The organism is Streptomyces sp. NPDC051776 (genome assembly GCF_040681345.1).
In the GTDB taxonomy this organism is placed as follows: domain Bacteria; phylum Actinomycetota; class Actinomycetes; order Streptomycetales; family Streptomycetaceae; genus Streptomyces.
The window spans coordinates 110,474-135,310 of record NZ_JBFAYQ010000008.1; the positions used below are offsets into that span (position 1 = coordinate 110,474).

Genomic DNA, 24,837 nt, shown 5'->3' on the forward strand with positions numbered 1-24,837 from the left:
CGTCAAGGGCCGCCTCCCGAGGAGGAGTATGAGCACCCCGCAGAACGACCTCGCGCAGAACGACCTCGCGCAGAACGAGCTCCCGTACCGCGATCTCCCGTACTACGAGGACGTCTCCCCCGCCCGCGGTACCACCCCGCCCCGCGCCTGGTACGCGTCCTCCGACGCGGCCCGGCTCTCCCTCAACGGCATCTGGCGCTTCCGGTTGTCGCCCACCGCGACCGCGGAGGACGACGCCTTCGCCCGGCGCGAGTTCGACGCCTCCCGCTGGGCCGAACTGCCTGTCCCCGCCCACTGGGTGCTGCACGGGCACGGCGCCCCCGCGTACACCAACACCCGGTATCCCTTTCCCGTCGATCCGCCCCATCTGCCCACGGAGAACCCGACCGGCGACCACCGGCTCGTCTTCGACCTGCCCCACGGGTGGGAGGGCGGCGAGAGTCTCCTGCGCTTCGACGGCGTGGAGTCATGTGCGCGGGTGTGGCTCAACGGTGAGGAACTCGGCACGTTCAAAGGCAGCCGTCTGCCGCACGAGTTCGAGGTCGGCCGCCAACTGCGCCCACGGGGCAACGTTTTGGCCGTACGCGTCCACCAGTGGTCGTCCGGCACATATCTGGAGGACCAGGACCAGTGGTGGCTGCCCGGCATCTTCCGGGACGTGACGCTGCTGCACCGTCCCGAAGGTGCGGTCCGCGACTTCTTCGTGCACGCTTCGTACGACCACACCGACGGCACCGGCACACTCCTCGTCGAAGCCGACCCCGGTGGCCGCCTCACCGTCCCCGAGCTGGGGATCGACCTCGCCACCGGTGAGCCGGCGACCGTGCGAGTGGAGCCGTGGAGCGCGGAGGTCCCCCGGCTCTACGCGGCCGAGCTTGCGACACCGGGCGAACGGGTGCCGCTGCGCATCGGTTTCCGTACGGTCGCGGTCGAGGACGGGGTGCTCAAGGTCAACGGCGCGCGGGTCCTCTTCCGGGGCGTCAACCGCCATGAGTTCCACCCCGAGCACGGCCGGGCCGTCGACGCGAAGACGATGCGCCGCGACCTGCTGCTGATGAAGCAGCACAACATCAACGCCGTACGCACCAGCCACTATCCGCCGCATCCGGCCTTCCTCGACCTGTGCGACGAGTTGGGGATGTGGGTGATCGACGAGTGCGACCTGGAGACCCACGGCTTCGCCATCGTCGGCTGGCGGGGCAATCCGGTGGACGACGCGCGCTGGACCCCGGCGCTGCTCGACCGTGCGTCCCGGATGGTCGAGCGCGACAAGAACCACCCGTCGGTCGTGCTGTGGTCGCTGGGCAACGAGTGCGGCACCGGCCGGGGGCTCGGCGCGATGGCGGACCTGATCCGCGAGCGCGACGCCGACCGCCCATTGCACTACGAAGGCGATCCGTCCTGCACCGACGTGGACGTCCACTCGCGGATGTACGCCGGTCACGCGGAGGTCGAGCAGATCGGCCGCCGCACCGAATCCCCCTGGGGAGACCGGGAGTTGGACGAGCGGCGCCGGGCCATGCCGTTCCTGCTGTGCGAGTACGCGCACGCCATGGGCAACGGCCCGGGCGGCCTCCTGGAGTACCAGCGGCTGTTCGAGACGTACGAGCGCTGCCAGGGCGGCTTCGTCTGGGAGTGGATCGACCACGGCATCGCGCGCCGCACGGTCGACGGGGAGCGCTGGTTCGCGTACGGCGGTGACTTCGGTGAGGAGTTGCACGACGGCAATTTCGTCTGCGACGGGCTCCTCTTCCCGGACCGGACGCCCTCCCCGGGCCTGATCGAGTACAAGAAGGTGATCGAGCCGGTCCGGATCAGCGGCGACGGCAGGGCGGGCACGGTGCGGATCGCCAACCGGTTCAACTTCGCGGACCTCTCCGGCCTGTCGTTCCTCTGGTACTACGAGGTCCAGGGCGTGTCCGTCGCGCACGGCGAGCTGGCCGTGCCGCCTCTCGGGCCCGGCGAGTCCACTGAGTTGAAGCTGCCCGAACCACCGGCTCCGGAACGTCCCGGGGAGGCGCTGTGGACGGTGCGGGCGGTGCTGGCGGACGACACCGCGTGGGCGGGCGCTGGGCACGAGATCGCCTGGGCCCAGCTTCCGGCGGTGCCCCACGTGCCCGCTCCGCCCCCCGCCTGTCCCGCCGTCCTCCGCAAGGGCGAGGGCAACGTACTGGTGCTGGGCCGCGGTGCGTTCGACGCGGCGACGGGAGCGCTCCGCTATCTGGACGGGTTCGAGGTCGTGGCGCCCCGGCTCGACGTGTGGCGGGCCCCGACGGACAACGACGAGGGGGCCGAATGGCAGCCGGACGAGCGCTACGGAACGATCTGGCGGGGCCTGGGCCTGCACCGGATGCAGCACCGCGTGGTCTCCGTGCGGGACGCGGACGGCGAACTCGTGGTGCGTACGCGCGTGGCACCCGCCTCGTCCGACCTGGCCCTGGACACCACCTTCCGCTGGACGGCGGACCAGCGCGGCAGGGCGCTACGGCTCGATGTCTCCGTGGTGCCCGAGGGCGATTGGTGGTGCCCGCTGCCGCGGCTCGGCGTACGGCTGGGCGTGTGCGGCAGCCTGGGGCTCGCGGAGTGGTACGGCGGCGGGCCGGGCGAGGCCTACCCGGACACCCGTACGGCGTCGCGGATCGGGCGCTGGACGCTGCCGGTCGACGCCCTGCAGACCCCGTACGTACGGCCGCAGGAGAACGGTGCGCGGGCGGATGTGCGCTGGGCGGAGTTGCGCCGCGAGGACGGCACCGGGCTCCGGATCGAGGGTGATCCGGCGTTCTGGTTCACGGCGCGGCGGTGGACGAGCGAGGAACTTGACGCGGCCGCGCACACCACGGATCTGCGGCCGGGCCCTCTGGTGTGGATCAACGTCGACCACGGGCAGCACGGCATCGGCAGCCAGTCGTGCGGGCCCGGTGTGCTGCCGCAGCACCGGCTCGCCGTGGCCCCGGCATCGTTCTCCTTCGCCTTCTCGACGGTGGCGACGCGAGCGGGCGCGACCTGGGGGGACGAAGACCGCTGACCACCCGTCCCGCACCGCGGCGCCCATACCCCGTCCCGCACCGCGGCGCCCACACCCCGTCCCGTACCGCGGCCGTCATACCCCGTCCCGTACCACGGCGCCCACACCCCGTCCCGTTCCCCGGGCGCATGTTTCCGGCCGGGCGCCCGCCGCCCGGGCGGGCCGGCCGCGACTGGACAACTCCGTACGCGCGGTGGTAGTTCTGGCCTGCGATTCGAGGCCCCGCGGCCGCCCCGACCTGGGCGAACGGGCATGGCGCCGTCCCGGGTGACACGCGGACCGTGATCGGACGTCGCCGCACGGCGCCGGACGTACGGCTCGTGTGCCCACCGAGCGAATGCCGCGGTCCTCGGTCAGCCGTTCCGTACGGCGTTACGGACCGAGGGCGGAGGAGCGCAGGTGGGAGACTCGGTGACGGCTGCCGGGAGCGGGCCGGCCGGTGCGGGTGAGCGCGAGCGGCACGCGGCCTGGCTGGAACTCTTCTTCGATCTGGTCTTCGTGGCCGTGGCGGCCCAGCTCGCCCACGGTCTGCACGGCGACCCGGAGGTCGGGGACTTCGCGCTCTTCCTCGCTCTCTACTTCCCCGCCTGGTGGACGTGGATCAATGTCACGGCCGCCATGAACGTCGTCGAGCGCGACAGCCCCCGCAGACGCCTGCTGGTCCTCTGGGCGATGCTCTGCCTGGCCGCGATGGCCGCGGCGCTGCCCGGAGCCGTCGGTGACCGGGCGCCCGCCTACGCCCTGGGGTTCGCGGGCGCCCGGCTGGCGCTGATGGGTCTGTGGTGGCCGGCCACCGCCTTCCCCGAGCCGCACCGACTCCCCAAGTGGCGGCCGCTCACCTACTGTCTGGCTGCCGCCGCGCTGTGGTCCGTGTCGGCCTTCGTCCCCTCGCCCTGGTGCTACGTCGTGTGGGCCGTGCTGATCACGGCCGAGATGCCGCTGCTCATGGGGAGGTCGAGCGGCGGTGGGCTGCTGAGCAGACTGCACACGGGCCATCTGGTGGAGCGGGTCGGCCTGGTCGTGATCATCGTGCTGGGTGAGGCGGTGCTGGGCCTGGTCACCTCAACCGACCATCACTGGGCGGGGAGTTCGGGTCTGACGGCCGTCCTAGGGTTCGTGCTGATCGCGGCGCTGTGGTGGTCGTACTTCGACTTCGGGTCGGCGGCCGCCGAACGCGCCTTGCACTCCGTGCGCGGCAGCGCGTACCGGCTCGCCCGGGACACCACGGGCTTTCTGTACTTCTTCGTCACCGCGGCCGTCATCGCCATGGCCGCCGGGCTGGCGACCGCGGTCGAGGAGGCCCATCACGCGCACCTGGCGACGGGCGCGCTCTGGGCCCTCGCGGGCGGGCAGGCGCTCTACCACGCGGCTCATGCCGCGATCGCGCTGCGCGTGGGGCGGCCGCCCGGATCAGTCGCGGTGTGGACGGTTCCCGGAGTGGGCGTGCCGCTGCTGATCGTGCTGCTGCTCGGCCATGTGTTGGCGCCATGGGCCGTGGTGCTGCTGCTGGTGGCCGAGGCCGTGGCGCATCTGCTCTACGCCGACGCGGTCGCGCGGAGGAGGCGCGCCGCCGGGCTGCTGTGACGAGCGGGATGGGTGACCGGGGGTACGGGGTGACCGGGGAGCGCGCTACGGGGTGACGGGGGGCGGTACGAGGGTTGCCCCCTCGCGGGGTGGCCCCCTGGCGTTCTCCGCGCTCTGAGTACTCTCCGCGTTTCCCGCGTTTCCCGCGTTTCCCGCGTTTCCCGCGTTTCCCGCGTTTCCCGCGTCTCCCGCGTCTCCCCGTCCGCCGTTGTCAGGAGACCTGCGGGGTCGCGGCGCCGGCGTCCTGGACAGGTGCGGACACCGAATCCGTAGTCGGGGCAGCGGCGTCCCGAAGCGGTGCGGGGTCCGCGGCGGGTACCGGAGCGGTGTCCCCCGGCCATCCGACCGCCGGAGGCTCGGCCACCGCGCGCCACCACGGGTCGACCGCCTCCGCGCCCGCCGGTTCGAATGGCTTTCCCGGTCGCGGCACAGCCACCCTTGCGCCCGCGGCGCGCGCGGCGGCGACCGTACGCTCGGCCGGTTCGACCCATGGGTGGAGGGCGAGGTTGAACGTGCCCCAGTGAATGGGCAGCAGCGTCCCGGCCGGGGTACCGCCGGACAGATCGGTGTGTGTCCGCACGCCCTCCTCCGGCGTCATGTGGATCTCTGGCCAGTACTCGCTGTACGCGCCGATCTGGATCATCGTCGCGTCGAACGGCCCGTACTGTGCGCCGGTCTCGCGGAAACCGTCGTAGTAGCCGGTGTCCCCGCTGTGGAAAATCCGGTGCCGCGGCCCCGCCACGACCCAGGAGGCCCACAGCGTACGCAGACCGCGGCGCAGCCCCCGTCCGCAGAAGTGCCGGGCCGGGGTGGCGGTCAGGGTCAACTCGCCCACGCGCGTGGTCTCTTGCCAGTCGAGCTCGGTGATGCGCTTCGGGTCGACGCCCCACAGCTCCAGGTCGGCGCCGACACCCAGCGGCACGGCGAAGACCGCGTCCGTACGGGCCAGGGCCCGGATCGAGAGCATGTCCAAGTGGTCGTAGTGATCGTGGGAGATGACGACGACGTCGACCGGGTCGAGTTCGTCCAGTGGCACGGGCACGGGGTGAACCCGGCGCGGTCCGGCGAAGGAGAAGGGGGAGCAGCGCTCGCCCCAGACGGGGTCGAACAGCACGCGGTGCCCGTCGATTTCGGCCAGCACGCTGGAGTGGCCCATCCAGGTCAGCCGGAGGCCGGAGGCGGGCGGCTCACCCCAGTCGGCGGCGGTGGGGCGGTGCACGGGCACGGTCCCGGCGGGTGTCCTCAGGGCGCGCTCGGCGCGGTCGAACTGCCGCCGCAACATGGGCCCGTTGGAGCCGGGGAGCATGGTCCGGGTGGGTACGGGGTTGTGGAACTGGCCGTCCCGGTAGTTGGGGGACCGCTGCATGCGCTCCAGGCGCTCCCCGGTGGGTTCCGCGCCGAACGACGCGGGACGCAGCCCGGCGAAGAGCGAGCGTCGGGGGCTGGATCCGGACACAGGGGCACCTCCAGGCGGAAACAAGGGGGAGGACACCCGAGGGGGCGCACTCCGGTCCTTCCATTATGTGCTCACACACAGATTCTTACAGGTTGCTCTTTACATCGCCGCAGGTCAGGGGTGTGGGACGGAGATGTGAGAGTGGTCACTTGTGGGGATTCAAGGGATATCCAGGGGCTCGCCGCGGAGCCTTGAGGGGATCCGCAGGGGGATGGCGTCGATGTCCGGAGCCTTGAACGCCATGGAGCGAAGGAACCGAACGAGCCGAAGGAGCCACAGGGGCCGGGCAGTGCGGTACTCCGGGAACTTCCTATGAGCCCCTGTCACCCGGAGAGCCCAGGGAGCGCGGGGATTCCGGGGAACGCGGGGATTCCGGGGAACGCGGGGATTCCGGGGAACGCGGGGATTCCGGGGAACGCGGGGATTCCGGGGAACGCGGGGATTCCGGTGTGGAGAGCCGGAGTTGGAGGGGCGTCGTAGGGCGGGGCACCGAAGCCGAGGGAGCGGTAGACGCGCAGCCCGGCGGGGGTGGCGTGCAGATTCACGACACCCACTCCGGCCTCGTCCCGGTACCAGACCAGCAGCGCCTCCAGGCAGGCCCGGGCGTAGCCGAGGCGGCGCCGCCGCGGATCCGTGCTGATGTTGAAGACATGGCCGTGCCGGCCACTCGGGTTCACCGGCCCCGGTACGTGGGGGTCGCAGATACCGACCGCGCAGCAGGCGACGCCGAGTTCGGGATCGTCGACGACGAAGGCGGCGGCATCGCGCGGTTCGCCGAGTCGTACGGCGAACCACTGCTCGGCCGCGGCGCGCCAGGGCGCGTCCGGGCCGCCGTCCTCCGTCCCCGTCTCCCGGAACATAAGGGCCCGCAGGCCGGTGAGGGCGCGGGCGTCGCCGGGGCCCGCGCGGCGTACGGAGATGGGCACAGGGGAGATGCCGGGGAGGGGAACGGGGGCGGGCGGGGTCATGCGGGCCCCCCGGAATCGAAGACGAACTGGACGTGGTCCTCCACCGCCCGGTAACCGATGCGCTGGTAGAGGGCGTTGGTCGCGGAATCGGCGAGGTCGGCGAAGAGAAGCACCTCGGCGGCGCCGGCATCCCGGGCGGCCCGGCTGACCGCGGCAGTGACCGCACCCGCGTAACCGCGGCGGCGATGCGCGGGCGGGGTGTACACGGGCCCGACGCGGACCATGCCCGCGACCGTGCGCGTCACACCCGCGAGGGAGACGGGCGTGCGGTCCGTCTCCCAGAGCGTGAGGCCCCTGTACGAGAGCCGGTCGTCAACGGCTGATGCGTTGTTGCTCATGCGGGCACCCGTGTCCCGGCCGAACGCCTCGTACCAGTCGATGAGCAGATCGCGGTCCGCGCGTCGCGCGGGCCGGGCGGCGCCGGGAGGCACGGGCTCAGGCGGGGTGAGCTCACCGAGCCGGTACAGCCGGGTGGACATGCCGCACCGGGCAGTGGCACCCGTCCTGCGCTCCCAGCCCGCGGCGAACGCCCGGGCGGCGTCCCGCCCGCCGTTGACGCCGGGGGTGGGGCGGTCGACCGTCATCGCGACTCCGGCAAGGTCGTCCGCGGCCTCGTCCGGCATGCACGACAGCAGTACGGGGTGCGGCGGGGTGCGCAGGAAGGCGCCTCCCGTCGAACCGTCGGGCGCCCGCCACCAGCCGTACTCGGGCGGGTCCCCTCCGAACGTCACGGTCCCGGCGTGGAGTGATGCGGCGACCGACAGCAGGACGGTGTGCTGCGCCGGCCGCGTGCGCAGGAAGCCGCCCGCGACGGACAGGAACGCGTCGAGGTCATGTGTCGTGGTCCATGCCATGGCCCAGCTTCCCGTGCGGATCGCCTCGGCCGCACGGCATTTTTTCCTCCCGCCCGCGCTCGGCGGGAGGCGATGGGCCGGACTCCGCTGGGCCGGGCGAGCCCCCTGGCTCGGGTCATCGCGACGAGCCCCACGGCTCGCTGCGGCCCGGCGAGCCCCACAGCTCGGGTCAGCCCGGGAACCTGTGACCGTTGCGTGTGTCCGCGGTGTTGCCGTTGCTCCAACATCTCGGGAAACAGGGCAGTGTCCGCGCCCACGGCCTTGGCACGGCGGCATACGGCCTCGCCCGTGACGAGATCGGCTTGAAGGTCGTGCCCGGGACGGGCGAGCCGGAGCCGCGCGACGGCCGGACCGGGCATGGTGCGGGCTCCTTCGTTGTGTCGGTCGCCGGAGCGCTTCCGGCCGGACCGGTCCTGCGTACGAGCGTACGGCCCGTGCCCGCCGGAGACCTCGGACACCGGGGGCCACCGGATCCGCGACCCCGAGCCAGGCGGTCGACCGGCGTGGCGGCGCTCTGCGGCTCACCGGCCGCCCTGCGGGTGGCGGTTGTCGGCGACAGCGGGAGCCAGGGGGCACCGGCGGCCGACGCACGCGCCTGCCGCGGTATCGGCGTGCCGTGTCCCGGCGAGGCGACGCGCCGCCGACGCGTTCGACTCGGGCCCGGTGCAGCCTGCGCCGACCCCGTCGACCTCGCAGACGACACCCTGAGCATGCGACGCCCCGTCAGGTCGCCGCCCACCCGCCGCCTTTCATGCGCGACGGGCAGCCCCGCCCGCTTCTCGAACAGCGCCGACCACGACGCGGATCAAGGGTGTTGCCTGTTGCTGCGGCTCACGGGTGCTGCCCCTCCAGAGCAGCGTCAGGCTCCTCGACCTCGTCACCGGCGGGCTTCGCGTCCTGGTCCTCCAGCGCCCCCGTGAGCGCTGCCTGGTCGATGAGGGCGGTGTGCGTGCCCTCGACGGTGCATGCGTACGCACCCGCCACCGCACCGAGCCGTACGCACTCCTCCAGCTCTCGGCCCTCCAGATGCCCGTAGAGGAAGCCGCATGCGAAGGCGTCACCGGCACCGTTGCTGTCCACCACCGGGCCGGGCGGCACGGCCGCGGGTACGTGCCGGAGCGACCCGCTCCCCTGCCGGGCCAGTACGTAGGCGCCGCCCGCGCTCGCAGTGGCGATCACCGCCTCCGCCCGCCCGTCGGAGAAGATCTGCCGCATCACCTCGGCCAGCCGCTCCCCCGCTCCCGCGGCGCTGAGGAAGACGATGTCGGAGCGGAGAGCGAAGTCGCGGTGGTGAGGATCGAGACCGTCCCAGTCGTGCAGGTCGGTGGAGACCGGGAGGCCGAGTTCCTCGATGTCCTCGAAGAGGTACCTCGCGAAGTTGGTGATCGACAGGTGTACGTGCCGGGCGCGCCGCAGGTGCGGCAGATAGTGCTTGGAGGGCATGCGCATGTCCAGCGGGTCGCGGGCGTCGTAGAAGGACATCCGCCGGCCCTGAGGGTCGACCAGGTTCACGGCGCGCCGCGTGCCGTGCGGCGACACGCGGGGGTGGAAGTCCACGGCGCTCGCGTCCAACCGCTCACGGATCAGCTCGCCCAGCGGATCGTCACCGATGAAGTCCAGGAAGCCTGTGGCGAGGCCGAGTTCCGCGCAGCCCAGCGCCACGCCGGTGCCGGTGTGGCCGACCCACTCGCGGATCGGCGACACGCCGTACGAGTCGGCGTACGGCACCGGCAGCGCGTCAACGCGTACGACCGTGTCGACGCCAGAGCCGCCGACGACCAGGACGTCGTACGGCGTTTCCGCCGCCTCCTTCGTGCTGCCCATGCCCGTGTCCGTCCTCTCCCGTACTGCTGTCGGTGCCGCCCTGTCGTCGAGGGCGAGGTCAGCCTAGAGGCTGAGGGACGTCACAGCGGTCCTTGAAACCCTGGCTGGTGAGGCCGAGTGCCGCGTTGACGCGCGACCGGAGGTTCTCCACAGCGATCATCGCGGTCAGCTCCACCAGCTGTGCCTCGTCCAGATGCTCGCGCAGCCGCTCCACCATGGCGTCGTCGACGGCCGGCGGGGTGGCCGTCACGGCCTCGGCGTAGGCCATGACGGCGCGCTCCAGCGGGGTGTAGACGTCGCTGCCGCGCCACGCCGGGACGTCGTGAAGCTTGCGGTGGTCCATGCCGTGCCGCCGGCTGTCCCAGTAGCCGAAGTCAATGCACCACGAGCAGCGGATGGAGGCCGCCGATGCCATGACGGCGAGCGCCTTCAGCTCCGGGGCGAGCTTGTTCCACTTGGCGAGGGACCGCTCGAAGCGGGCCTGGGACATCAGCACGCGGGGCTGGTGGGCCGTGGTCCTGGCGGGATCGAGAGCCGTGCCATAGGTGCGGCGGGAGTACCAGTCCGTGAGGCGTACGAAGAGGGTGCGGGGCTGGTCGAGGGAGATACGGGCCATGACGTGGCTCCTGTCGGGGAGCGGCCGCTCCGGGCTGCTTTCCGAGGGCGGCCGGTCCGGAACGCGGCGCCGGTGTTCATCACTCCTGCGACGTACGGACTCGCCGGTGTGTGACATCACGTCGGGTGGAATCGGTGCACGCCCGGGGCCGGGCGCCGCTCCGGCGGGCCCCTGAATCGCTGCACGCCGGGGCCGGGCGCGGGCCGGAGCCGGGCGGGGGTCGAGGCCGGGCGGGGGTCGAGGCCGGGCGCGGGATGAGGCCGGGCGCAGGTCGGAGCCGGGCGGCGGTCGGGCGCGGGCTGAACCGGCAGCGTGTTGACGCCCTCTTCAGTGGCTCGCCACCAAATCCGCGCGGTCGAGACCCAGCTCGGCCGCGAGCGTGTCGTCGACCCACGTCTCCAGCCGCCGGCGGCCGAGCGTGCCCGAGAAGGCCGTCATCTGCACGGCGAGCCCGTCGAGCAACGCGGTGAGCCGCCACGCCGCGGCGCCTGGGTCCGGGCACTCGTACTCGCCCGCGGCCGCGCCCTCCGCGATGACCTCCGTGAGGATGGACTTCCACTGCCGGTCGAGGCCGAGGGTCACCTCGCGGAGCACCGGCTCGCGCAGCGAGACGGCCCAGCCCTCGATCCACAGCTTCCAGCCCTTGGCCTGCCCGGTCGGCGAGTACCAGCGCACAACCGAGCGCAGCCTGCGCACCGCGCTGCCGCCGTGTGCGGCGAGCCCGCGCAGCCGTTCGAGGTCGGCCTGGGCGGCGTGCTCGAAGGCGGCGGCGACGAGCTTTTCCTTGGTCGAGAAGTGGTAGATGACCAGGGCGTTGCTCACGCCGAGCACCGCGGCGACATCGGAGATGCGCAGCGCCGCGACCCCGCGCTCCTCGATCTGCTCAACGGCCGCGCGCAGCAGCTCCTCACGCCGCTCCTGCACGCTCAACCGGACCCTGGCCACGGCGCAACCCTACAGCGGCGACAAAGGGCTTACCGGCCGTAACCCACCCGCGGTCGCCGTCGCCGACGGGGCACCACCTGCCCCCCGGACGCACCCGGGACCGGGCCGCCCGCGGCAGAAGGACCCCGGCCGCACGGCGCAGCACGGGGGTACGGGAGAACACACGGGGCACGGGAGAACGTACGGCGGCGCGGGAGAACGTACGCGGGCGCGGGAGAACGTACGGGACCGCACGGGAACTCTCAGCGACGTGCGGAGCCCGGTGGACCACGTACCGCACGACCCGTGATGGCGACCGGTGGCGACCGGTGGCGACCGGTGGCCGTGTCAACGCGGCCGCCACCCGCTCCAGTTCCCGCTCAGGTTCAGCTCTTGCTGCCCACCCCGCCGTAGAAGAAGCCGGTCCTCGCGAGTTCGTCCTTGGGCAGCGGCGGTCCGTCCGGACGCCACAGCGGCACCTGCACCAGCCCCGGCTCCAGCAGCTCGAAGCCGCCGAAGAGCGCCAGGATCTCCGCGTGCGTACGGGGGTTGAGGGTTGCGGTGGCCCCTCGGTAGACCTTCACCGCCGTGGGGAAGCCGCCCGGGTGGAAGTCGGCCGTGCCGTGGGAGAGCACGAGCAGGCTCCCGGCGGGCAGCGCCTCGGTCAGGGTACTGACGATGCGGCGCGGATCCTCCTCGTCCGTGACGAAGTGGAGGAGGGCGACCATCAGCAGGGCCACCGGCTCGTCGAAGTCGATCAGGTCCCGGATCGCCTGGTGATCGAGGACCGCCTCGGGCTTGCGCACATCGGCCAGCGCGAAAGTGGTGTTGCTGGTCCCGGTCAGCCGGGCCCCGGCGTGCGAGGCGACGATCGGGTCGTTGTCGACGTAGGCCACCCGTACGCCGGGGCAGACGGCCTGGGCGATCTCATGGGTATTGGGCGAGGTGGGGATTCCTGTACCGATTTCGATGATCTGCCGAACCCCCGTCTCGGCAACGGACTTGACGGCACGTTGGAGAAAGGCGCGGTTCGAGCGGGCGGCCGGAAGGATTTCCGGGACGTCCCTGATGACCCGGTCCGCCGCTTCGCGGTCGACCTCGTAGTTGTCACGGCCGCCCAGGTAGTAGTCGTACATCCGGGCGGGGTGGGGCCTGGAGGTGTCTATCTGGTCGGCCGAGAACCCGTGCTCCGTCACGCCGGCCTCCGTTCGGTCGTCATGTGGGGGTGTCCGCCCTTCAATCCTTGATGCCCACGCCGCCGTAGAAGGCGATCCTGCGGATGTCGTCGACATCGGGGAGGGGTGCGTCCGGACGCCACAGCGGCACCTGTACGAGGCCGGGGTCCAGCAGCTCGAACCCGGCAAAGAACGGGAGAATGCCGTCGTGCGGACGGACATTCAGCGTCGCGGTCGCCTGCCGGTAGACCTCCGTCGCGTCACCGTCCACGTGCTGGTGGAAGTCGGCCGTGCCATGCGTCAGGACGAGGTAACTGCCCCTCGGCAGCGCCCCGGTGAGGGTGCGGACGATACCCGCCGGATCCTCTTCGTCCGTGATGAAGTGGAGCACCGCGACCATCAGCAGCGCCACCGGCTCCTCGAAGTCGATCAGCTCGCGGACGCTCGGGTGACCGAGCACCGTCTCCGGCGAGCGCACATCGGCCAGCGCGAAGCCGGTGTCGCCCGCGCTGGTCAGACGGGCCCCGGCGTGGACCCCGACGATGGGGTCGTTGTCGACGTACGCCACACGGACGCCGGGCGCGGACTCGCGGGCCACCTCATGGGTGTTGGGCGAGGTGGGGATGCCCGTTCCGATGTCGATGATCTGCCGAATGCCGCTGTCCACCACGGACTTGGCGGCCCGTCGGAGGAAGGCACGGTTGGCGCGGGCGCTCGGGCGGGCGTCCGGGGAGATCGCGATGACGCGCTCCGCCGCCTCGCGGTCGACCTCGTAGTTGTCCCGCCCGCCCAGGAAGTAGTCGTACATGCGGGCCGGGTGCGGTCTGCTCGTGTCGATCGCGTCGGCCGGTGTCCCTGCTCGCTCACGCCGGTCTCCCTTCGGTCCTCCGTGGCACGGGTCTCGGCCATCGTGTTCACGCCAGCAGGAAGTCGGCTTCGCCGGACTTCGCGCCCTGGATGAACGTCTCGATCTCGTGGTGCGTGTAGATCAGGGCGGGGCCGTCGGGATCGGTCGACTGACGCAGTGCCACCCGGCCGTCGCTCAGCTTCATCGCCTCCAGACAACTTCCCCCGTTGCCGCCGCTCCACGGCTTGCTCCAGCCCTCGGTGCCGAGGTCCTTGGCAGGCATGCCGTTGTATATGCGACTCATGGTCAGAGCTCCTTGCGAATGCCACCCAGGTATCCCCCGGTGGTGTGTGCGGGCGCGGCTTGCGCGCACATCCGGTCCAGTGCCTCCAGGAAGGCCGAGACGTCGTCGCGGTGGTCGAGGTAGACGCCGCCCACGAGGCTCTCCGTGTAGGCGATGTCCGGGAGTTCCCGGATGGGGAACCGGAAGATGTGGAACGGGCCGTACATCGCGGGGTGCGGTCCCGCGGTGAACGGCATGATCTGCAGCCGGACGTTGGGCATCGAGGTCGCCTCGACGAGCCGGTCGGCCTGCTCCCGCATGATGGTTGATCCCCCGATGGGACGGCGCAGCACGGTCTCGTCCATGACGACCCACAGCAGCGGGGCGTTGTCCTTCGTCAGCACCGCCTGGCGTTCCATGCGCAGGGCGACACCGCGCTCGATCTCCTCGTCCGAGGCGTTCGGGAGTCCGGCGCGCAGCACGGCGTGGGCATAGTCGCGGGTCTGCAACAACCCCGGGACGTAGTGCGGTTCGTAGGCGCGGATGAGGTTGGCCTCGCCCTCCAGCGAGACGAACGCACTGAACCATTCGGGCAGGACGTCGCGGAAGCGGTGCCACCAGCCGCGCTGGTTCGCCTGGCGGGCGAGGGAGAGGAAGTCTTCCAGCTCCTCAGGACCGGTCACCCCGTAGGTGCGGAGCAGCTTCTCGACATACGGGATCTTGAGGCCGACTTCGGCCTTCTCCATGCGCCGGATGGTGGCGTGGGTGACGTCGAGGGCCCGCCCCGCTTCCTCGTACGACAGTCCCGCCCGCTCCCGCAGATCCTGCAGGCGCTTGCCGAGCACCACGCGCAGAACGGTCGGGGCGGCGCCGCCGGGCCGCGAGTCCGCCACTACCCATCCCCTCCAACTGCCGTCATCGGACGGAAGTGTGTCATGTCGTCACCTGAGGCAACAGACTGTCCTTGCGATTCTGCAATTTACAGATTGAACCTTGCCATGCGTGAGTCACACCCCGCATAGTTGCGGAGTGGCTTCCTTTCACGACGCGCTTCAGTTAGCGGACCGGGGTGACATCGCCGTTGTGGACTGCCGGAACGCGTTCGAGCTGCCGGCGTTGCGCACGTCGGTCGCCGAGGCGCGCAGGCAGGTCGTGACTCTGCTGCACGACTGGGGAGCCGACGGGGAGACCGCCGAGGGCGCCGAGTTGGTGGTCTCTGAGCTGGTCACCAATGCGATATGTCACACGGATAGCGACACCATAGGGTGCGAACTGCGCGTGACCGGGGCGCTGTTGAGAGTGGACGTGGCGGATGAGGGGTGGTCGACCACGGCCCCGCTCGCCCACCCGGGCCCGGTCGATCTCGATGGCGAGGGCGGCCGCGGCCTTCTCCTGGTCGACGCCCTGTCCGAGACCTGGGGCGTGCTGGCCGCGGTGGGCGGCCACGGACATGTGGTCTGGGCCGAACTGCCCTACGCACAGGGCCCGGCAGGACCCGCCGACTGTTTCTGAAAACCGTCATTTGCGGCATTGACGCGCCGGCGTTGCGGCATTGAGAAGCGTCGATGCGGCATTGAGAACCGTCACTGCAACATTGACGAGCCTTCGCAGGAACATTGACGCACCGTCACCCCGCTGACGGACCGGTCAGGTTGAACGTACGTGGGGCGCAGTCGGCCGTGGTGGGGGCGGGGCTCGCCGGGAGAGGGTCCACGCGCCGGAGACGGCACACGCACCGTGAAACGCACCGCGTACCGGTGACCGGGGCGCAACCGTTCACGCCCGTTCCCCCGCCTCACGCACCTGGCGCCGTCGGGGACGACTCCAGCGGCAGCAGATCCGGACGCTTCGCCTCGATGTGGTCCCCGGAGGACTCACCGCGCAACCGCCGCCCGATCCACGGCACCAGATACTCGCGCGCCCACTGGATGTTGTCCCTGCGCACCGCGGACGCCGGGCGCTCGGGCTGCGGCGGCCAGGGCTGGTCGGGGTCGGCCGGCACGTTGAGGCCGAGGACCTGGCCGGCGCGCAGTGCGACGCGCGTGTGCCCGTCGGGCGAGAGATGCAGCCGGTCGGGGTCCCAGGCCCGCCGGTCCTGCACCGAGCGGAGTGACCACAGATCGAGCACCGGGCAGCCGTACCGGTCGGCGATGGCCCGCACGTGTGCCGTGTACGTGGCGATCTTGCCCCGCAGGTGACGCAGCACCGGCACACCACGCGTGTCGAATCCGGTGGTCACCATGACGACGGGCACCGCGGCGGCCAGATCGGCGACGGCCGACTCGAAGCGCTCGGCCACGTCGTCGGGGTCACTTCCCGGCCTGATGATGTCGTTGCCCCCGGCGCAGAAGGTCACCAGGTCGGGGCCGAGCTCCTTGGCGCGCGGCACCTGCTCCTCGACGATCCGGTCCAGCAGCCGGCCGCGGACGGCGAGATTGGCGTAGCGGAAGTCGTGTTCGGGCCGGTGGTCGGAGAGAAGGACGGCGAGTCGGTCGGCCCAGCCGATGAACGCGCCGTCGGGGCCGGGGTCACCCACGCCCTCGGTGAAACTGTCCCCCAGTGCCGCGTACGACCCGATGGCGCCTTCCGTGATGGGTCCCTCGGTGATTGATGTCGAATCGTCTTCCACGTCGCCCCATGATTCCGTTCCAGTAGTGACCTACGCCACCGTAACCGGGGGTTGACGGGGCGTGATCTGAACCACCGCGTCAATTTCCACAAACGCGGAAAGAGACGTGCGCCGCGGAGATGATTGCGCAGTGAACTCTTGTCGTATCGTCGACATGTCACGCCGTCGGCGAACCGGCACCGACGGCCCGACGCCCGCACCGGAGGAACGCCCGTGACGCAGACGCCGCAGGTCCCGCACGCCCCGCAGGCCGAGCCCGAACTGTCGGGGGTCCGGAACTTCCGCGATGTCGGCGGGCTGCCGACCGCGAACGGCAAGCGGGTACGGACCGGTGTGCTCTACCGCAGCGGCCATCTGGCCCACGCCACCGAGGACGACGCCGAGTTCCTCACCTCGCTGGGCCTGCACACGATCTTCGACTTCCGCAATTCGGCCGATGTGGAGCTCGAAGGGCCCGACATCGCACTGCCGGGCGTACGCCATGTGAACATCCCGCTGACCGATCCCGCGGCGGGCGCGGACTTCTGGCGGATGGTGCGCGACGGCGAGGTGTCGCAGCTGCGGAGGGCGCTCGGCAACGGGAAGGCGGCGGACCGGATGATCGCCACCTACCGGCACATCATCCGTACCCGTACGGCCGAGCACAGCCGGGTGCTGCACGCCATCACCGACGACAGCGTGCCCGTACTCATGCACTGCGCGGCCGGGAAGGATCGCGCGGGTCTGTCCGTCGCCGTGACCCTGCTCGCCCTGGGCGTCGAGCGGGACGCGATCGAGAACGACTACCTCGCGAGCAATGCCGCACACCGCCGCTACAGGGTCCGCCGCGGCGACCGGACGGAGACCGAGATGTCCGCCGAGGTGCGGGAGCTGCTGAGCCCGCTCTTCGACGCCCGCGCCGAGTACCTCGATGCCGCGTTCGCGGTCATCGAGGAGACCTGGGGCTCCGTGGACGACTACCTCACGCAGGGACTGGACTTCGGCCCCGAGCGGCGCGAGCGGCTGCGGGCGCGGCTGCTCGACGGCGCGGCCTGAGGAGCCGCGCGGCCTCGGACCCGACCACACGGTGCGGCAAGGGACCACGTACGGCAGGGGGCGGGTACGGACCCAGGCGCTCCTCCGCCTGTCGAGTCAGCGGTTCAGCGACACGGCCTGCTTGACGAGTGTGCGGCCGAAGTCCCAGATCAGGCCTCCCCCGCTGTGCGCGTCGTCCATGACGTCGGTGAACGCGTCCACGAAGCGGTCGACCTCGCGCTCGCCGATGATCAGCGGCGGGACCAGCTTGATCACTTCGAGACGGTCCCCGGACACCTGGGTGAGGATCCGGTGCCGCTGCAGCAGCGGCACCACGACCATCTGCGCGAAGAGGCCCTTGCGTGCGGCCTGGAGCATCGACCAACGGCTGCGCAGCCCCAGCGAGCTGGGCCGCCCGAACTCGATGCCGATCATCAGGCCGCGTCCCCGCACGTCGTGCAGCAGCTCGTAGCGGCCCACCAGGTCCGCAAGGCGGGTGCGCAGCAAATCGCCGGTGAGCCGGGCGTTGGCGACGATCTGCTCGTTCTCCATGACGGCGAGTGTGGCGAGTCCGGCCGCCATCGCCTGGGCATTCGCGCCGAAGCTGGCGGAGTGGACCAGCACCCGGTCCATCGACGAGTACACCTTCTTGAAGATCCAGTCCTTGCCGATGGTCGCGCCGACCGGGACGTAGCCTCCCGAGAGGGCCTTCGCGACGCACACCAGATCCGGCTCGACGCCCTCTTCGTTCTGGTAAGCGAAGAAGTCCCCGGTACGTCCGAGTCCCGTCTGCACCTCGTCCGCGATGAGCAGCGCCTTGTGGCGGCGCAGCAAGTCCTGTGCGGCGCGCAGGAAGCCGGGCGGCGCGGTGTGCACGCCCTTGCCCTGGATCGGTTCCACGATGAGGGCGGCGACGTCGCCCCGCCCCAACTCCCGCTCCAGCGCCCCGAGATCGCCGAGAGGGATCGGCACATCGGGGAGCAGGGGGCCGAAGCCCGTACGGAATCCGTCCTCGCCGTTGACCGAGAGCGCGCCCGCGGTCAGCCCGTGGAAGGCGTGCGTGCAGTAGAGGACACGTGACCGGCCGGTGGCGTACCGGGCGAACTTGAGCGCGGTCTCGACGGCCTCGGCCCCGCTGTTCCCGAAGAACACCCGGTCCAGGTGCGGAACGTGCGCGAGCAGCCGCTCGGCCAGCAGCCCGGGCAGCGGCTGGCAGTCGAAGCGGACGAGGTCCGCGAGGGAGGCGTCGAGCACGTCGTGCAGGGCCTTGCGGACGACCGGATGGTGGCGGCCGAGGCCCATGACGCCGAAGCCCGCGAGCATGTCGAGGTAGTCCTGCCCGTCCTCGTCCCAGAAGTAGGCGCCCTCGGCCCGCACATAGGCCTTGTCGAAGCCGATGGTGCGGAGCATGCGCGGCAGCTGGTGGTTGAGATGGCGCGCATGGAGGGCGTAACGCTCGCCGCTGCGCTCGCCCAGCAGCTTCAGCAGGTCGAATCGTTCCCCTCCGGTCCCTCGGCACCCTCCGGTCCCTCCGCGTGATCCGGTCCCGTGCGTTCCGGTCCCGTGCGTTCCGGTCCCGCCGTGCGTTCCGGTCCCTCGGTGTGCTCCGGACTCGCCGGAACCCGCTGACTCGGCGGGGCGGGCGGCTGTCATGCGCGGCTCTCCTTCACAACGGGGCGGCGAGCCTCCCCGCGGGCCAGGGCGGCACCGATCGCGCCCGCGATCCCCGGCGGGGTGAGTCCGATGCCCGCCGGGGCCTCGCGCCGCCCGGCGTGGGCGAGGAACGCCTCGGGGATGCCGAAGGTGCGGACGGGCAGGTCCACCTCGGCGTCGCGCAGGGCACGGTCCACGGCCGAACCGACGCCACCGGTACGGCAGTTGTCCTCGACGACTGCCACGAGCCGGTGACGCGCGGCCAGCGGGGGCAAAGTGACGTCGACAGGCTTGACCCAGCGCGGATCGACCACCGTGCAGCGGATGCCGTTCGCCTCCAGCAGCTCGGCGGCCCCGAGGCATACGGAGGCGAGCGCGCCGACGGAGACGAGCAGCACCTCGGCCGCGTACGCCTGCGCCTCCCCCAGCCCGTCCGTGCCGTCGTGGCTCCCCACGTCGTCCGGGTGGCTCCCCACGTCGTTCGGGTGGCTCCCGATGCCGTCGCTGCCGCCCCGGTGGAGCACGTCCATGCCGCCGATCCGGCCCACCGCGGGGACGGACTCGCCCACCGGCCCATCGGGAAACCGGATGACGGTCGGCGCGTCGTCGATGGCCACTGCCTCGCGCAATTGCTCGCGGAGCCGATCCGCGTCGCGCGGGGCGGCGATCCGCAGGGAGGGGACGACCTGGAGGATCGACATGTCCCACATACCGTTGTGGGAGGCGCCGTCCGTGCCGGTGACTCCGGCACGGTCCAGGACGAAGGTGACGCCGCACTTGTGCAGGGCCACGTCCATGAGGACCTGGTCGAAGGCGCGGTTGAGGAACGCGGCGTGCATGGCGACGACCGGGTGCAGACCGCCCGTGGCCATGCCTGCCGCGGAGACCGCCGCGTGCTGCTCGGCGAGGCCGACGTCCCACACACGCTCGGGATGGGCGGCGGCGAACCGCGCGAGGCCGACCGGGTGCAGCATCGCCGCCGTGATCGCCACGACGTCCGGCCGTTCGGTCCCGAACCGCACCATCTCGTCGCCGAAGACCGAGGTCCACGAGGGTGCACGGGGCGGCGACAGCGGCCGGCAGGTCAGCGGGTCCAAGACGCCGCCGGTGTGGAAGCTGTCGGCGTCGTCCTCCATGGCAGGACGGTGGCCGCGGCCCTTCTCCGTCAGGCAGTGGACGATGACCGGGCCCGTGAACCGCTTGGCTCGCCGCAGCGCGGACTCCACGGCTTCGACGTCGTGGCCGTCGATGGGGCCGACGTACTTCAGGCCCAGGTCCTCGAACATGCCCTGCGGGGCGATGAAGTCCTTCAGCCCCTTCTTCGCACCGTGCAGGGACCCGTAGAGCGGCCGGCCGAAGAGGGGCGTGTTCCGCAGAATGTCCTTGCCCCAGGACAGGACGCGCTCATAGCCATCGGTGGTGCGGAGGGTGGCGAGGTGGCCCGCCAGACCGCCGGTGGTGGGCGCGTACGAGCGCTCGTTGTCGTTGACGACGATGACCAGCGGGCGGTCCCTGGCGTCGGCGATGTTGTTGAGCGCCTCCCACGCAGTGCCACCGGTCAGTGCTCCGTCACCGATCACCGCGACGACATGGCCGGTCCTGCCGAGTCGCCGGTCGGCCTTGGCGAGACCGTCGGCCCAGCCCAGCACCGTGGAGGCATGGCTGTTCTCGATGACGTCATGCGGGGGCCCGGGGCTCGAGTGGTGGCCGGCGCGTGCCGCGTCGCTGCCGGCGTCGCGGCGGAAGCGTTTCAGGTCCGGCGCCGGGCCGTCCTTGGCACTCGGGCCGGACAAGTCCTGACACCCCGTGAGGAGCTTGTGCACATGGGCGTGATGGCCGGTGTCCCACAGGATCCGGTCGGTGGGCGAGTCGAAGACGCGGTGCAGAGCCATCGTCAGCTCCACCACCCCGAGGTTCGGCCCGAGGTGACCGCCCGTCCGCGACAGTGCGCCGATGAGGAACTGCCGGATGTCCTCGGCCAGTTCGTCCATCAGCTCTTCGGGGAGCGCCCGGAGATCGCGCGGTTCTTTGATGTTGTCCAACAACGACACGTCGGGCCACCTCAGTTGTGAGTGCTCTTGAGCCCGCGATGACCCCGGACGTCCCGTGGGGGACGGCCGGGGCCACCGTGGCTTCCGCGAATTCCTCGGGTCATGCACAACCGGAATCGGCACTCATGCGTGACGGTTTCCGGTGACGCCTTCCCGTACGGCGCGCAGCGATTCCTTGAGCGAGCCCATGGTCGCGAGCACGGCCGTGGGCTCGTAGCCGCAGTGCGCCATGCAGTTCGCGCACCGGTCGTCCTTCCCGCGACCGTACGCCTCCCAATCGGTCTCCTCGATGAGCTGCTGATACGTGGGCACATACCCGTCGGCCATCAGATAGCAGGGCCGCTGCCAGCCGAAGATCGAGTAGTTGGGGATCGCCCAGGCGGTGCAGGGGAAATCCGCCTTGCCCTCGAGGAAATCGAGGAACAGCGGGCTGTGGTTGAGCCGCCAGCGCCGCCTGTTCCCGCCCGCGAAGGACTTCCGGAAGAGTTCCCGGGTCTGCTCCACACCCAGGAAGTGCTCCTGGTCGGGCGCCTTCTCATAGGCATAGGCGGGCGAAATCATCATCTGGTCGACGCGCAGGTCGTCATTGAGGAAATTGAGCACCTCGACGACGGTCTGCGGTGTGTCGGTGTTGAAGAACGTCGAATTGGTGGTGACCCGGAAGCCGCGCCGTTTGGCCTCCTTGATGGCCGCCACCGCCTCGTCGAAGACGCCTTCCTTCGCCACCGACTCGTCATGCCGCTCCCGCAGGCCGTCGATGTGCACCGCGAAGGCGAAGTACCGGGAGGGCTCGAATTTATCGATCTTCTTGCGCAGCAACAGAGCATTCGTGCAGAGGAAGACGTACTTCCGCCGGGCCACCAGCTGCCGGACGATGTCATCGATCTGCGGGTGCATCAAGGGCTCGCCGCCGGCGATCGAGACCATCGGCGCCCCGGACTCCAGCACGGCACCGACCGCCTGCGCCACCGGCATGCGCTGCTTGAGCACCCCGGCCGGGTGCTGGATCTTTCCGCATCCCTCGCACTTCAGGTTGCAGGCATAGAGCGGTTCCAGTTCGACGATGAGGGGAAATTTCCCGCGTCGCCGAAGCTTCTGTTCAAGGAGATACGTCCCGACCCGGATGGTCTGGCGGAGCGGCATGGCCATCTAGCTCACCTCCTGGGGAGCAGTAAGAACGGTGCCATTCGAAGAAAGCCGGAAGGATGGCCCGCAATACGCGGAAAGCAGATATTCCACCGCGCAATGTCCCGATACGGACGAGCTCATGCTCAGGAGCGTCCACGACCACCCGGACGGCCGCAACCGGACGGGGTCCGGCCAGCACCGCGCTGCGCAGGGTCACAGCCGATTCCATGTCCACCGCGATCGCCCCGCCGGACGCCAGCTCGGCCCGCTCCGCACCCCGTACGACGTGGTCGGATCCGGTGAGCGGGCCGATGTGGACAGTGCGGCCGGGGCGGTGCGCGACGATCTCCGTCAGGGCCTCGGCGAGGATGCCGGGCCCGGTGCACGCCGTGTTCCCGTCCTCGTCGCGGGTCTCGTCGGCGACGACCACGTCACCGGGGTGCATACCGGGCGCGAGGCCTGCGCAGAAGCCGGTCGCGATGACGGCCGCTGCGGCCGCCGACGGAGGGCCCAGAGCGCCGGCCATGGCACGCTCGGCGGCCGCCGGGCCCATCCCCGTACGCAGGACGGTCACGGGCCCCGGCGCACCGCTGTGGTCGCCGCTGCGCAGCGCGAAACGCTCGATGCCGAGAGCGCAGGCGATCAGCAGCGGTGCCGTGCCGGGGACCGCGGCCATCAGGCCCCCTGGGGGCGCGGATCGGTGGTGAGGAACGGCTCGCCGTTGAGGTAGCGGCCAAGCGCGGTGAGGGGGAAGACGTGCCGGTAGAGGTGGTAGTTGATCGAGAAGTCCCACGGGAAGCCGGTGCCGGTGAAGTACGGCTCGTCCCAGGTGCCGTCCTCCCGCTGGGTCTCGACGAGCCAGGTCACACCGCGCTCGACGACCTTGCCGTCCCGCTCGCCCGCGGCGAGCAGAGCCATCAGGGCCCACGCGGTCTGCGATGCGGTGGACTCGCCGCGCCCGATCCACTCGGTGTCGCGGTACGAGCGCTGGTCCTCGCCCCAGCCCCCGTCGTCGTTCTGGACGCTCTCCAGCCAGGCGACGGCCCGGCGGACGGCGGGGTGCGATGCGGGGAACCCGACAGCCGTGAGGGCGGGGACCACCGACCCGGTGCCGTAGACGTAGTTGGTCCCCCAGCGGCCGAACCAGGCGCCGTTCTCCTCCTGTTCGGCCAGCAGCCAGTCGACGCCGCGGCGGGTCCGCTCGTCGGAGGCCATGCCCTCGTACGCGAGCATCTCCACCACGTGCGCGGTGACGTCGGCGGACGGCGGGTCGATGACCTCGCCGAAGTCGCAGAACGGCAGCCGGTTGGGGAACGGGCTGGTGTTGTCGACGTCGAAGGCGCCCCAGGCCCCGTTTCTCGACTGCATGCCCAGGTTCCAGCGCACACCGCGGCGGACCGCGTCGTCGACGCGCCGCGGGTCGGGGTGGCGGATCCGGCGCAGGGCGAGGACGACCTCGGCGGTGTCGTCGATGTCGGGGTAGTTGTCGTTGTGGAACTCGAAGGCCCAGCCGCCCGGCGCGAGTCGAGGCCGCTTCACGGTCCAGTCACCGGGGCGTACGACCTGCTCGCCGAGCATCCAGTCCGCGGCCTTGATCAGGGCGGGGTGATCCGCGGGCACGCCCGCGTCGGCCAGCGCGATGGTGGCCAGGCAGGTGTCCCAGACCGGGGACTGGCAGGCCTCGATCATCCGGGCGCCGTCCTCGCGCGGGACGGCGAACCGGTCGAGCGACTGGAGTCCCGCGCGCAGCACGGGGTGCTGGAGGTCGTAGCCGAGCAGGTGGAGGGCGATGACGGAGTAGACGGCCGGGGGCTGGATGCCGCCCCAGCAGCCGTCGTTCTCCTGCCGCTCGACGATCCACCGCGCGCAGGAGCGCAGCGCCGCCCGGCGCAGGGGCTTCACCGCGACCCTGTGGTACGCGTGCAGGGCCCGGTCGATGCGCTGGAAGAGCCCGTCCCAGGAGGCCGCGGGGGCCTTGCGGCGCGGCGGGTCGGGCTCGGCCGGGTCCGTGTGCAACTCGTCGAGGGGGAACGGAGCGGGCCGTACGGGGCGCATGGCGGAGACGACGGTCAGCGGCACGATGGTCTGCCGGGCCCAGCAGCCGAAGTCGTAGATGTTGAGCGGGAACCACTTCGGCAGGTAGATCATCTCGGGCGGCAGCTCGGGGAGGTCGTCCCACTTCCACCAGCCGAAGAGCGCCAGCCAGATCCGGGTGAAGACACGGGAGGCGGCGATGCCGCCCTGGGAGCGGACCCAGGCGGCGCAGGCGGCCATGTGCGGTGCGGTGGGCAGGTGCCCGGCCAGGCGCAGGGCGACGTACGCCTCGATGGAGGCAGAGAGTTCGGCCGGCCCGCCGTGGAAGGTGGCCCAGGTGCCGTCCTCGCGCTGCTGGGAGCGGATGAAGCGGGCGGCGGCCTCGGTGGTCTCCGCGTCGCGGATGCCGAGGAATTGACGGAGCATCAGGTCCTCGGCGTCCATGGTGACGTTGGTCTCCAGGTCGCCCTTCCACCAGCCTTCGGCGTCCTGCCGCGCGAGGAGGTACTCGGTCGCGCGTGCGGTCGCCCTCTCGGCGGCGGCCCGGCCAGGCGATCCGCCTGTTCCCGGGCCCGAGGGCCCGGGGATCGCTCCGGAGCCGTCCGTACCGGGCCGGTCGTGCGCGGTATCTCCGGTGGCCGAGGCCGACCGGTGCGGTACGGCCCCGGCGCCGCCGTCTGTCGTCGCGGTCATGGCTTCCCCTTCGTGCAGCGCGTGGTGCGAGGTGCGTCATCTGCTGTGCTGGGGCGTGCCGTCGGCCGGTGCCCGTCTG

20 protein-coding genes are annotated in these 24,837 nt (G+C 71.3%); 4 read left to right on the forward strand and 16 right to left on the reverse strand.

Annotation, left to right across the window (positions count from 1 at the left end; genetic code table 11):
• Positions 1 to 28: 28 nt before the first annotated feature.
• Together AB0M26_RS09440 and AB0M26_RS09445 are read left to right on the forward strand one after the other, a co-directional pair.
• On the forward strand, positions 29 to 3,025 hold the full coding sequence (locus AB0M26_RS09440) for a glycoside hydrolase family 2 TIM barrel-domain containing protein (protein ID WP_365257098.1): 2,997 nt from the start codon (positions 29 to 31) through the stop codon (positions 3,023 to 3,025).
• A gap of 399 nt (positions 3,026 to 3,424) precedes the next feature.
• Positions 3,425 to 4,609: a low temperature requirement protein A gene (locus tag AB0M26_RS09445; RefSeq protein ID WP_365257101.1), complete on the forward strand. Its 1,185-nt coding sequence runs from the start codon at positions 3,425 to 3,427 to the stop codon at positions 4,607 to 4,609.
• A gap of 211 nt (positions 4,610 to 4,820) precedes the next feature.
• On the opposite strand, the gene AB0M26_RS09450 is transcribed toward AB0M26_RS09445, so the two are convergent.
• The 10 genes from AB0M26_RS09450 to AB0M26_RS09495 all read right to left on the reverse strand — a co-directional run bounded on the left by AB0M26_RS09450 (position 4,821) and on the right by AB0M26_RS09495 (position 14,449).
• Entirely contained in the window at positions 4,821 to 6,065 is a 1,245-nt protein-coding gene (locus AB0M26_RS09450; protein WP_365257104.1) for an MBL fold metallo-hydrolase, read from the reverse strand.
• A gap of 323 nt (positions 6,066 to 6,388) precedes the next feature.
• On the reverse strand, positions 6,389 to 7,033 hold the full coding sequence (locus AB0M26_RS09455; RefSeq protein WP_365257107.1) for a GNAT family N-acetyltransferase: 645 nt from the start codon (positions 7,031 to 7,033) through the stop codon (positions 6,389 to 6,391).
• On the reverse strand, positions 7,030 to 7,887 hold the full coding sequence (locus tag AB0M26_RS09460; protein WP_365257110.1) for a GNAT family N-acetyltransferase: 858 nt from the start codon (positions 7,885 to 7,887) through the stop codon (positions 7,030 to 7,032). The genes AB0M26_RS09455 and AB0M26_RS09460 overlap by 4 nt, the downstream gene beginning before the upstream one ends.
• A gap of 831 nt (positions 7,888 to 8,718) precedes the next feature.
• Entirely contained in the window at positions 8,719 to 9,711 is a 993-nt protein-coding gene (locus tag AB0M26_RS09465; RefSeq protein WP_365257113.1) for a PfkB family carbohydrate kinase, read from the reverse strand.
• A 58-nt stretch (positions 9,712 to 9,769) separates the two neighbouring features.
• Complete coding sequence (locus tag AB0M26_RS09470) at positions 9,770 to 10,327, reverse strand: carboxymuconolactone decarboxylase family protein (RefSeq protein WP_365257116.1); 558 nt, start codon at positions 10,325 to 10,327, stop codon at positions 9,770 to 9,772.
• A gap of 327 nt (positions 10,328 to 10,654) precedes the next feature.
• Entirely contained in the window at positions 10,655 to 11,272 is a 618-nt protein-coding gene (locus AB0M26_RS09475) for a TetR/AcrR family transcriptional regulator (RefSeq protein ID WP_365257119.1), read from the reverse strand.
• 365 nt (positions 11,273 to 11,637) lie between these two features.
• A complete protein-coding gene (locus tag AB0M26_RS09480) occupies positions 11,638 to 12,447 on the reverse strand; it encodes an SAM-dependent methyltransferase (RefSeq protein ID WP_365257122.1) in 810 nt (269 codons plus the stop codon).
• A gap of 40 nt (positions 12,448 to 12,487) precedes the next feature.
• Positions 12,488 to 13,234 carry an SAM-dependent methyltransferase gene (locus AB0M26_RS09485; protein ID WP_365257125.1) on the reverse strand — a complete coding sequence of 249 codons (747 nt, stop codon included), beginning with the start codon at positions 13,232 to 13,234 and terminating at the stop codon, positions 12,488 to 12,490.
• 106 nt (positions 13,235 to 13,340) lie between these two features.
• On the reverse strand, positions 13,341 to 13,577 hold the full coding sequence (locus AB0M26_RS09490) for a DUF397 domain-containing protein (protein WP_360861825.1): 237 nt from the start codon (positions 13,575 to 13,577) through the stop codon (positions 13,341 to 13,343).
• Between the two features lie 2 nt (positions 13,578 to 13,579).
• Positions 13,580 to 14,449, reverse strand: a complete 870-nt coding sequence (locus tag AB0M26_RS09495) for a helix-turn-helix transcriptional regulator (protein ID WP_365257128.1) — start codon at positions 14,447 to 14,449, stop codon at positions 13,580 to 13,582.
• 136 nt (positions 14,450 to 14,585) lie between these two features.
• Between AB0M26_RS09495 and AB0M26_RS09500 the strand changes: the two genes are divergently transcribed.
• Positions 14,586 to 15,068 (forward strand): ATP-binding protein, encoded by a 483-nt coding sequence (locus tag AB0M26_RS09500; protein ID WP_365257130.1) that lies wholly within the window; start codon positions 14,586 to 14,588, stop codon positions 15,066 to 15,068.
• A gap of 283 nt (positions 15,069 to 15,351) precedes the next feature.
• On the opposite strand, the gene AB0M26_RS09505 is transcribed toward AB0M26_RS09500, so the two are convergent.
• Entirely contained in the window at positions 15,352 to 16,185 is an 834-nt protein-coding gene (locus tag AB0M26_RS09505; protein ID WP_365257132.1) for an SGNH/GDSL hydrolase family protein, read from the reverse strand.
• Between the two features lie 213 nt (positions 16,186 to 16,398).
• On the opposite strand from AB0M26_RS09505, the gene AB0M26_RS09510 reads away from it, so the two are divergent.
• Positions 16,399 to 17,220 (forward strand): tyrosine-protein phosphatase, encoded by an 822-nt coding sequence (locus AB0M26_RS09510; RefSeq protein WP_365257135.1) that lies wholly within the window; start codon positions 16,399 to 16,401, stop codon positions 17,218 to 17,220.
• Between the two features lie 96 nt (positions 17,221 to 17,316).
• On the opposite strand, the gene AB0M26_RS09515 is transcribed toward AB0M26_RS09510, so the two are convergent.
• The 5 genes from AB0M26_RS09515 to shc form a co-directional block, all read right to left on the reverse strand.
• A complete protein-coding gene (locus AB0M26_RS09515; RefSeq protein WP_365257138.1) occupies positions 17,317 to 18,852 on the reverse strand; it encodes an aspartate aminotransferase family protein in 1,536 nt (511 codons plus the stop codon).
• The gene (locus AB0M26_RS09520) at positions 18,849 to 20,903 is read right to left on the reverse strand and encodes a 1-deoxy-D-xylulose-5-phosphate synthase (RefSeq protein WP_365257140.1); all 2,055 of its coding nucleotides are present in this window, start codon (positions 20,901 to 20,903) and stop codon (positions 18,849 to 18,851) included. The genes AB0M26_RS09515 and AB0M26_RS09520 overlap by 4 nt, the downstream gene beginning before the upstream one ends.
• 123 nt (positions 20,904 to 21,026) lie before the next feature.
• Entirely contained in the window at positions 21,027 to 22,052 is a 1,026-nt protein-coding gene (gene hpnH, locus AB0M26_RS09525; RefSeq protein WP_365257143.1) for an adenosyl-hopene transferase HpnH, read from the reverse strand.
• A complete protein-coding gene (locus AB0M26_RS09530) occupies positions 22,003 to 22,707 on the reverse strand; it encodes a 1-hydroxy-2-methyl-2-butenyl 4-diphosphate reductase (RefSeq protein WP_365257146.1) in 705 nt (234 codons plus the stop codon). Before AB0M26_RS09530 ends, hpnH begins: the two co-directional genes overlap by 50 nt.
• A complete protein-coding gene (gene shc, locus AB0M26_RS09535) occupies positions 22,707 to 24,758 on the reverse strand; it encodes a squalene--hopene cyclase (RefSeq protein ID WP_365257149.1) in 2,052 nt (683 codons plus the stop codon). The genes AB0M26_RS09530 and shc overlap by 1 nt, the downstream gene beginning before the upstream one ends.
• Positions 24,759 to 24,837 lie beyond the last annotated feature (79 nt).

Excerpts from the sequence above, each read along its gene's own strand:
- AB0M26_RS09440 (WP_365257098.1), top strand. The coding sequence starts at position 29 with ATGAGCACCCCGCAGAACGACCTCGCGCAGAACGACCTCGCGCAGAAC.
- AB0M26_RS09455 (WP_365257107.1), bottom strand. The coding sequence starts at position 7,033 with ATGACCCCGCCCGCCCCCGTTCCCCTCCCCGGCATCTCCCCTGTGCCC.
- AB0M26_RS09460 (WP_365257110.1), bottom strand. The coding sequence starts at position 7,887 with ATGGCATGGACCACGACACATGACCTCGACGCGTTCCTGTCCGTCGCG.
- AB0M26_RS09465 (WP_365257113.1), bottom strand. The coding sequence starts at position 9,711 with ATGGGCAGCACGAAGGAGGCGGCGGAAACGCCGTACGACGTCCTGGTC.
- AB0M26_RS09470 (WP_365257116.1), bottom strand. The coding sequence starts at position 10,327 with ATGGCCCGTATCTCCCTCGACCAGCCCCGCACCCTCTTCGTACGCCTC.
- AB0M26_RS09485 (WP_365257125.1), bottom strand. The coding sequence starts at position 13,234 with ATGTACGACTACTTCCTGGGCGGGCGGGACAACTACGAGGTCGACCGC.
- AB0M26_RS09490 (WP_360861825.1), bottom strand. The coding sequence starts at position 13,577 with ATGAGTCGCATATACAACGGCATGCCTGCCAAGGACCTCGGCACCGAG.
- AB0M26_RS09515 (WP_365257138.1), bottom strand. The coding sequence starts at position 18,852 with ATGACAGCCGCCCGCCCCGCCGAGTCAGCGGGTTCCGGCGAGTCCGGA.
- hpnH (WP_365257143.1), bottom strand. The coding sequence starts at position 22,052 with ATGGCCATGCCGCTCCGCCAGACCATCCGGGTCGGGACGTATCTCCTT.
- AB0M26_RS09530 (WP_365257146.1), bottom strand. The coding sequence starts at position 22,707 with ATGGCCGCGGTCCCCGGCACGGCACCGCTGCTGATCGCCTGCGCTCTC.
- shc (WP_365257149.1), bottom strand. The coding sequence starts at position 24,758 with ATGACCGCGACGACAGACGGCGGCGCCGGGGCCGTACCGCACCGGTCG.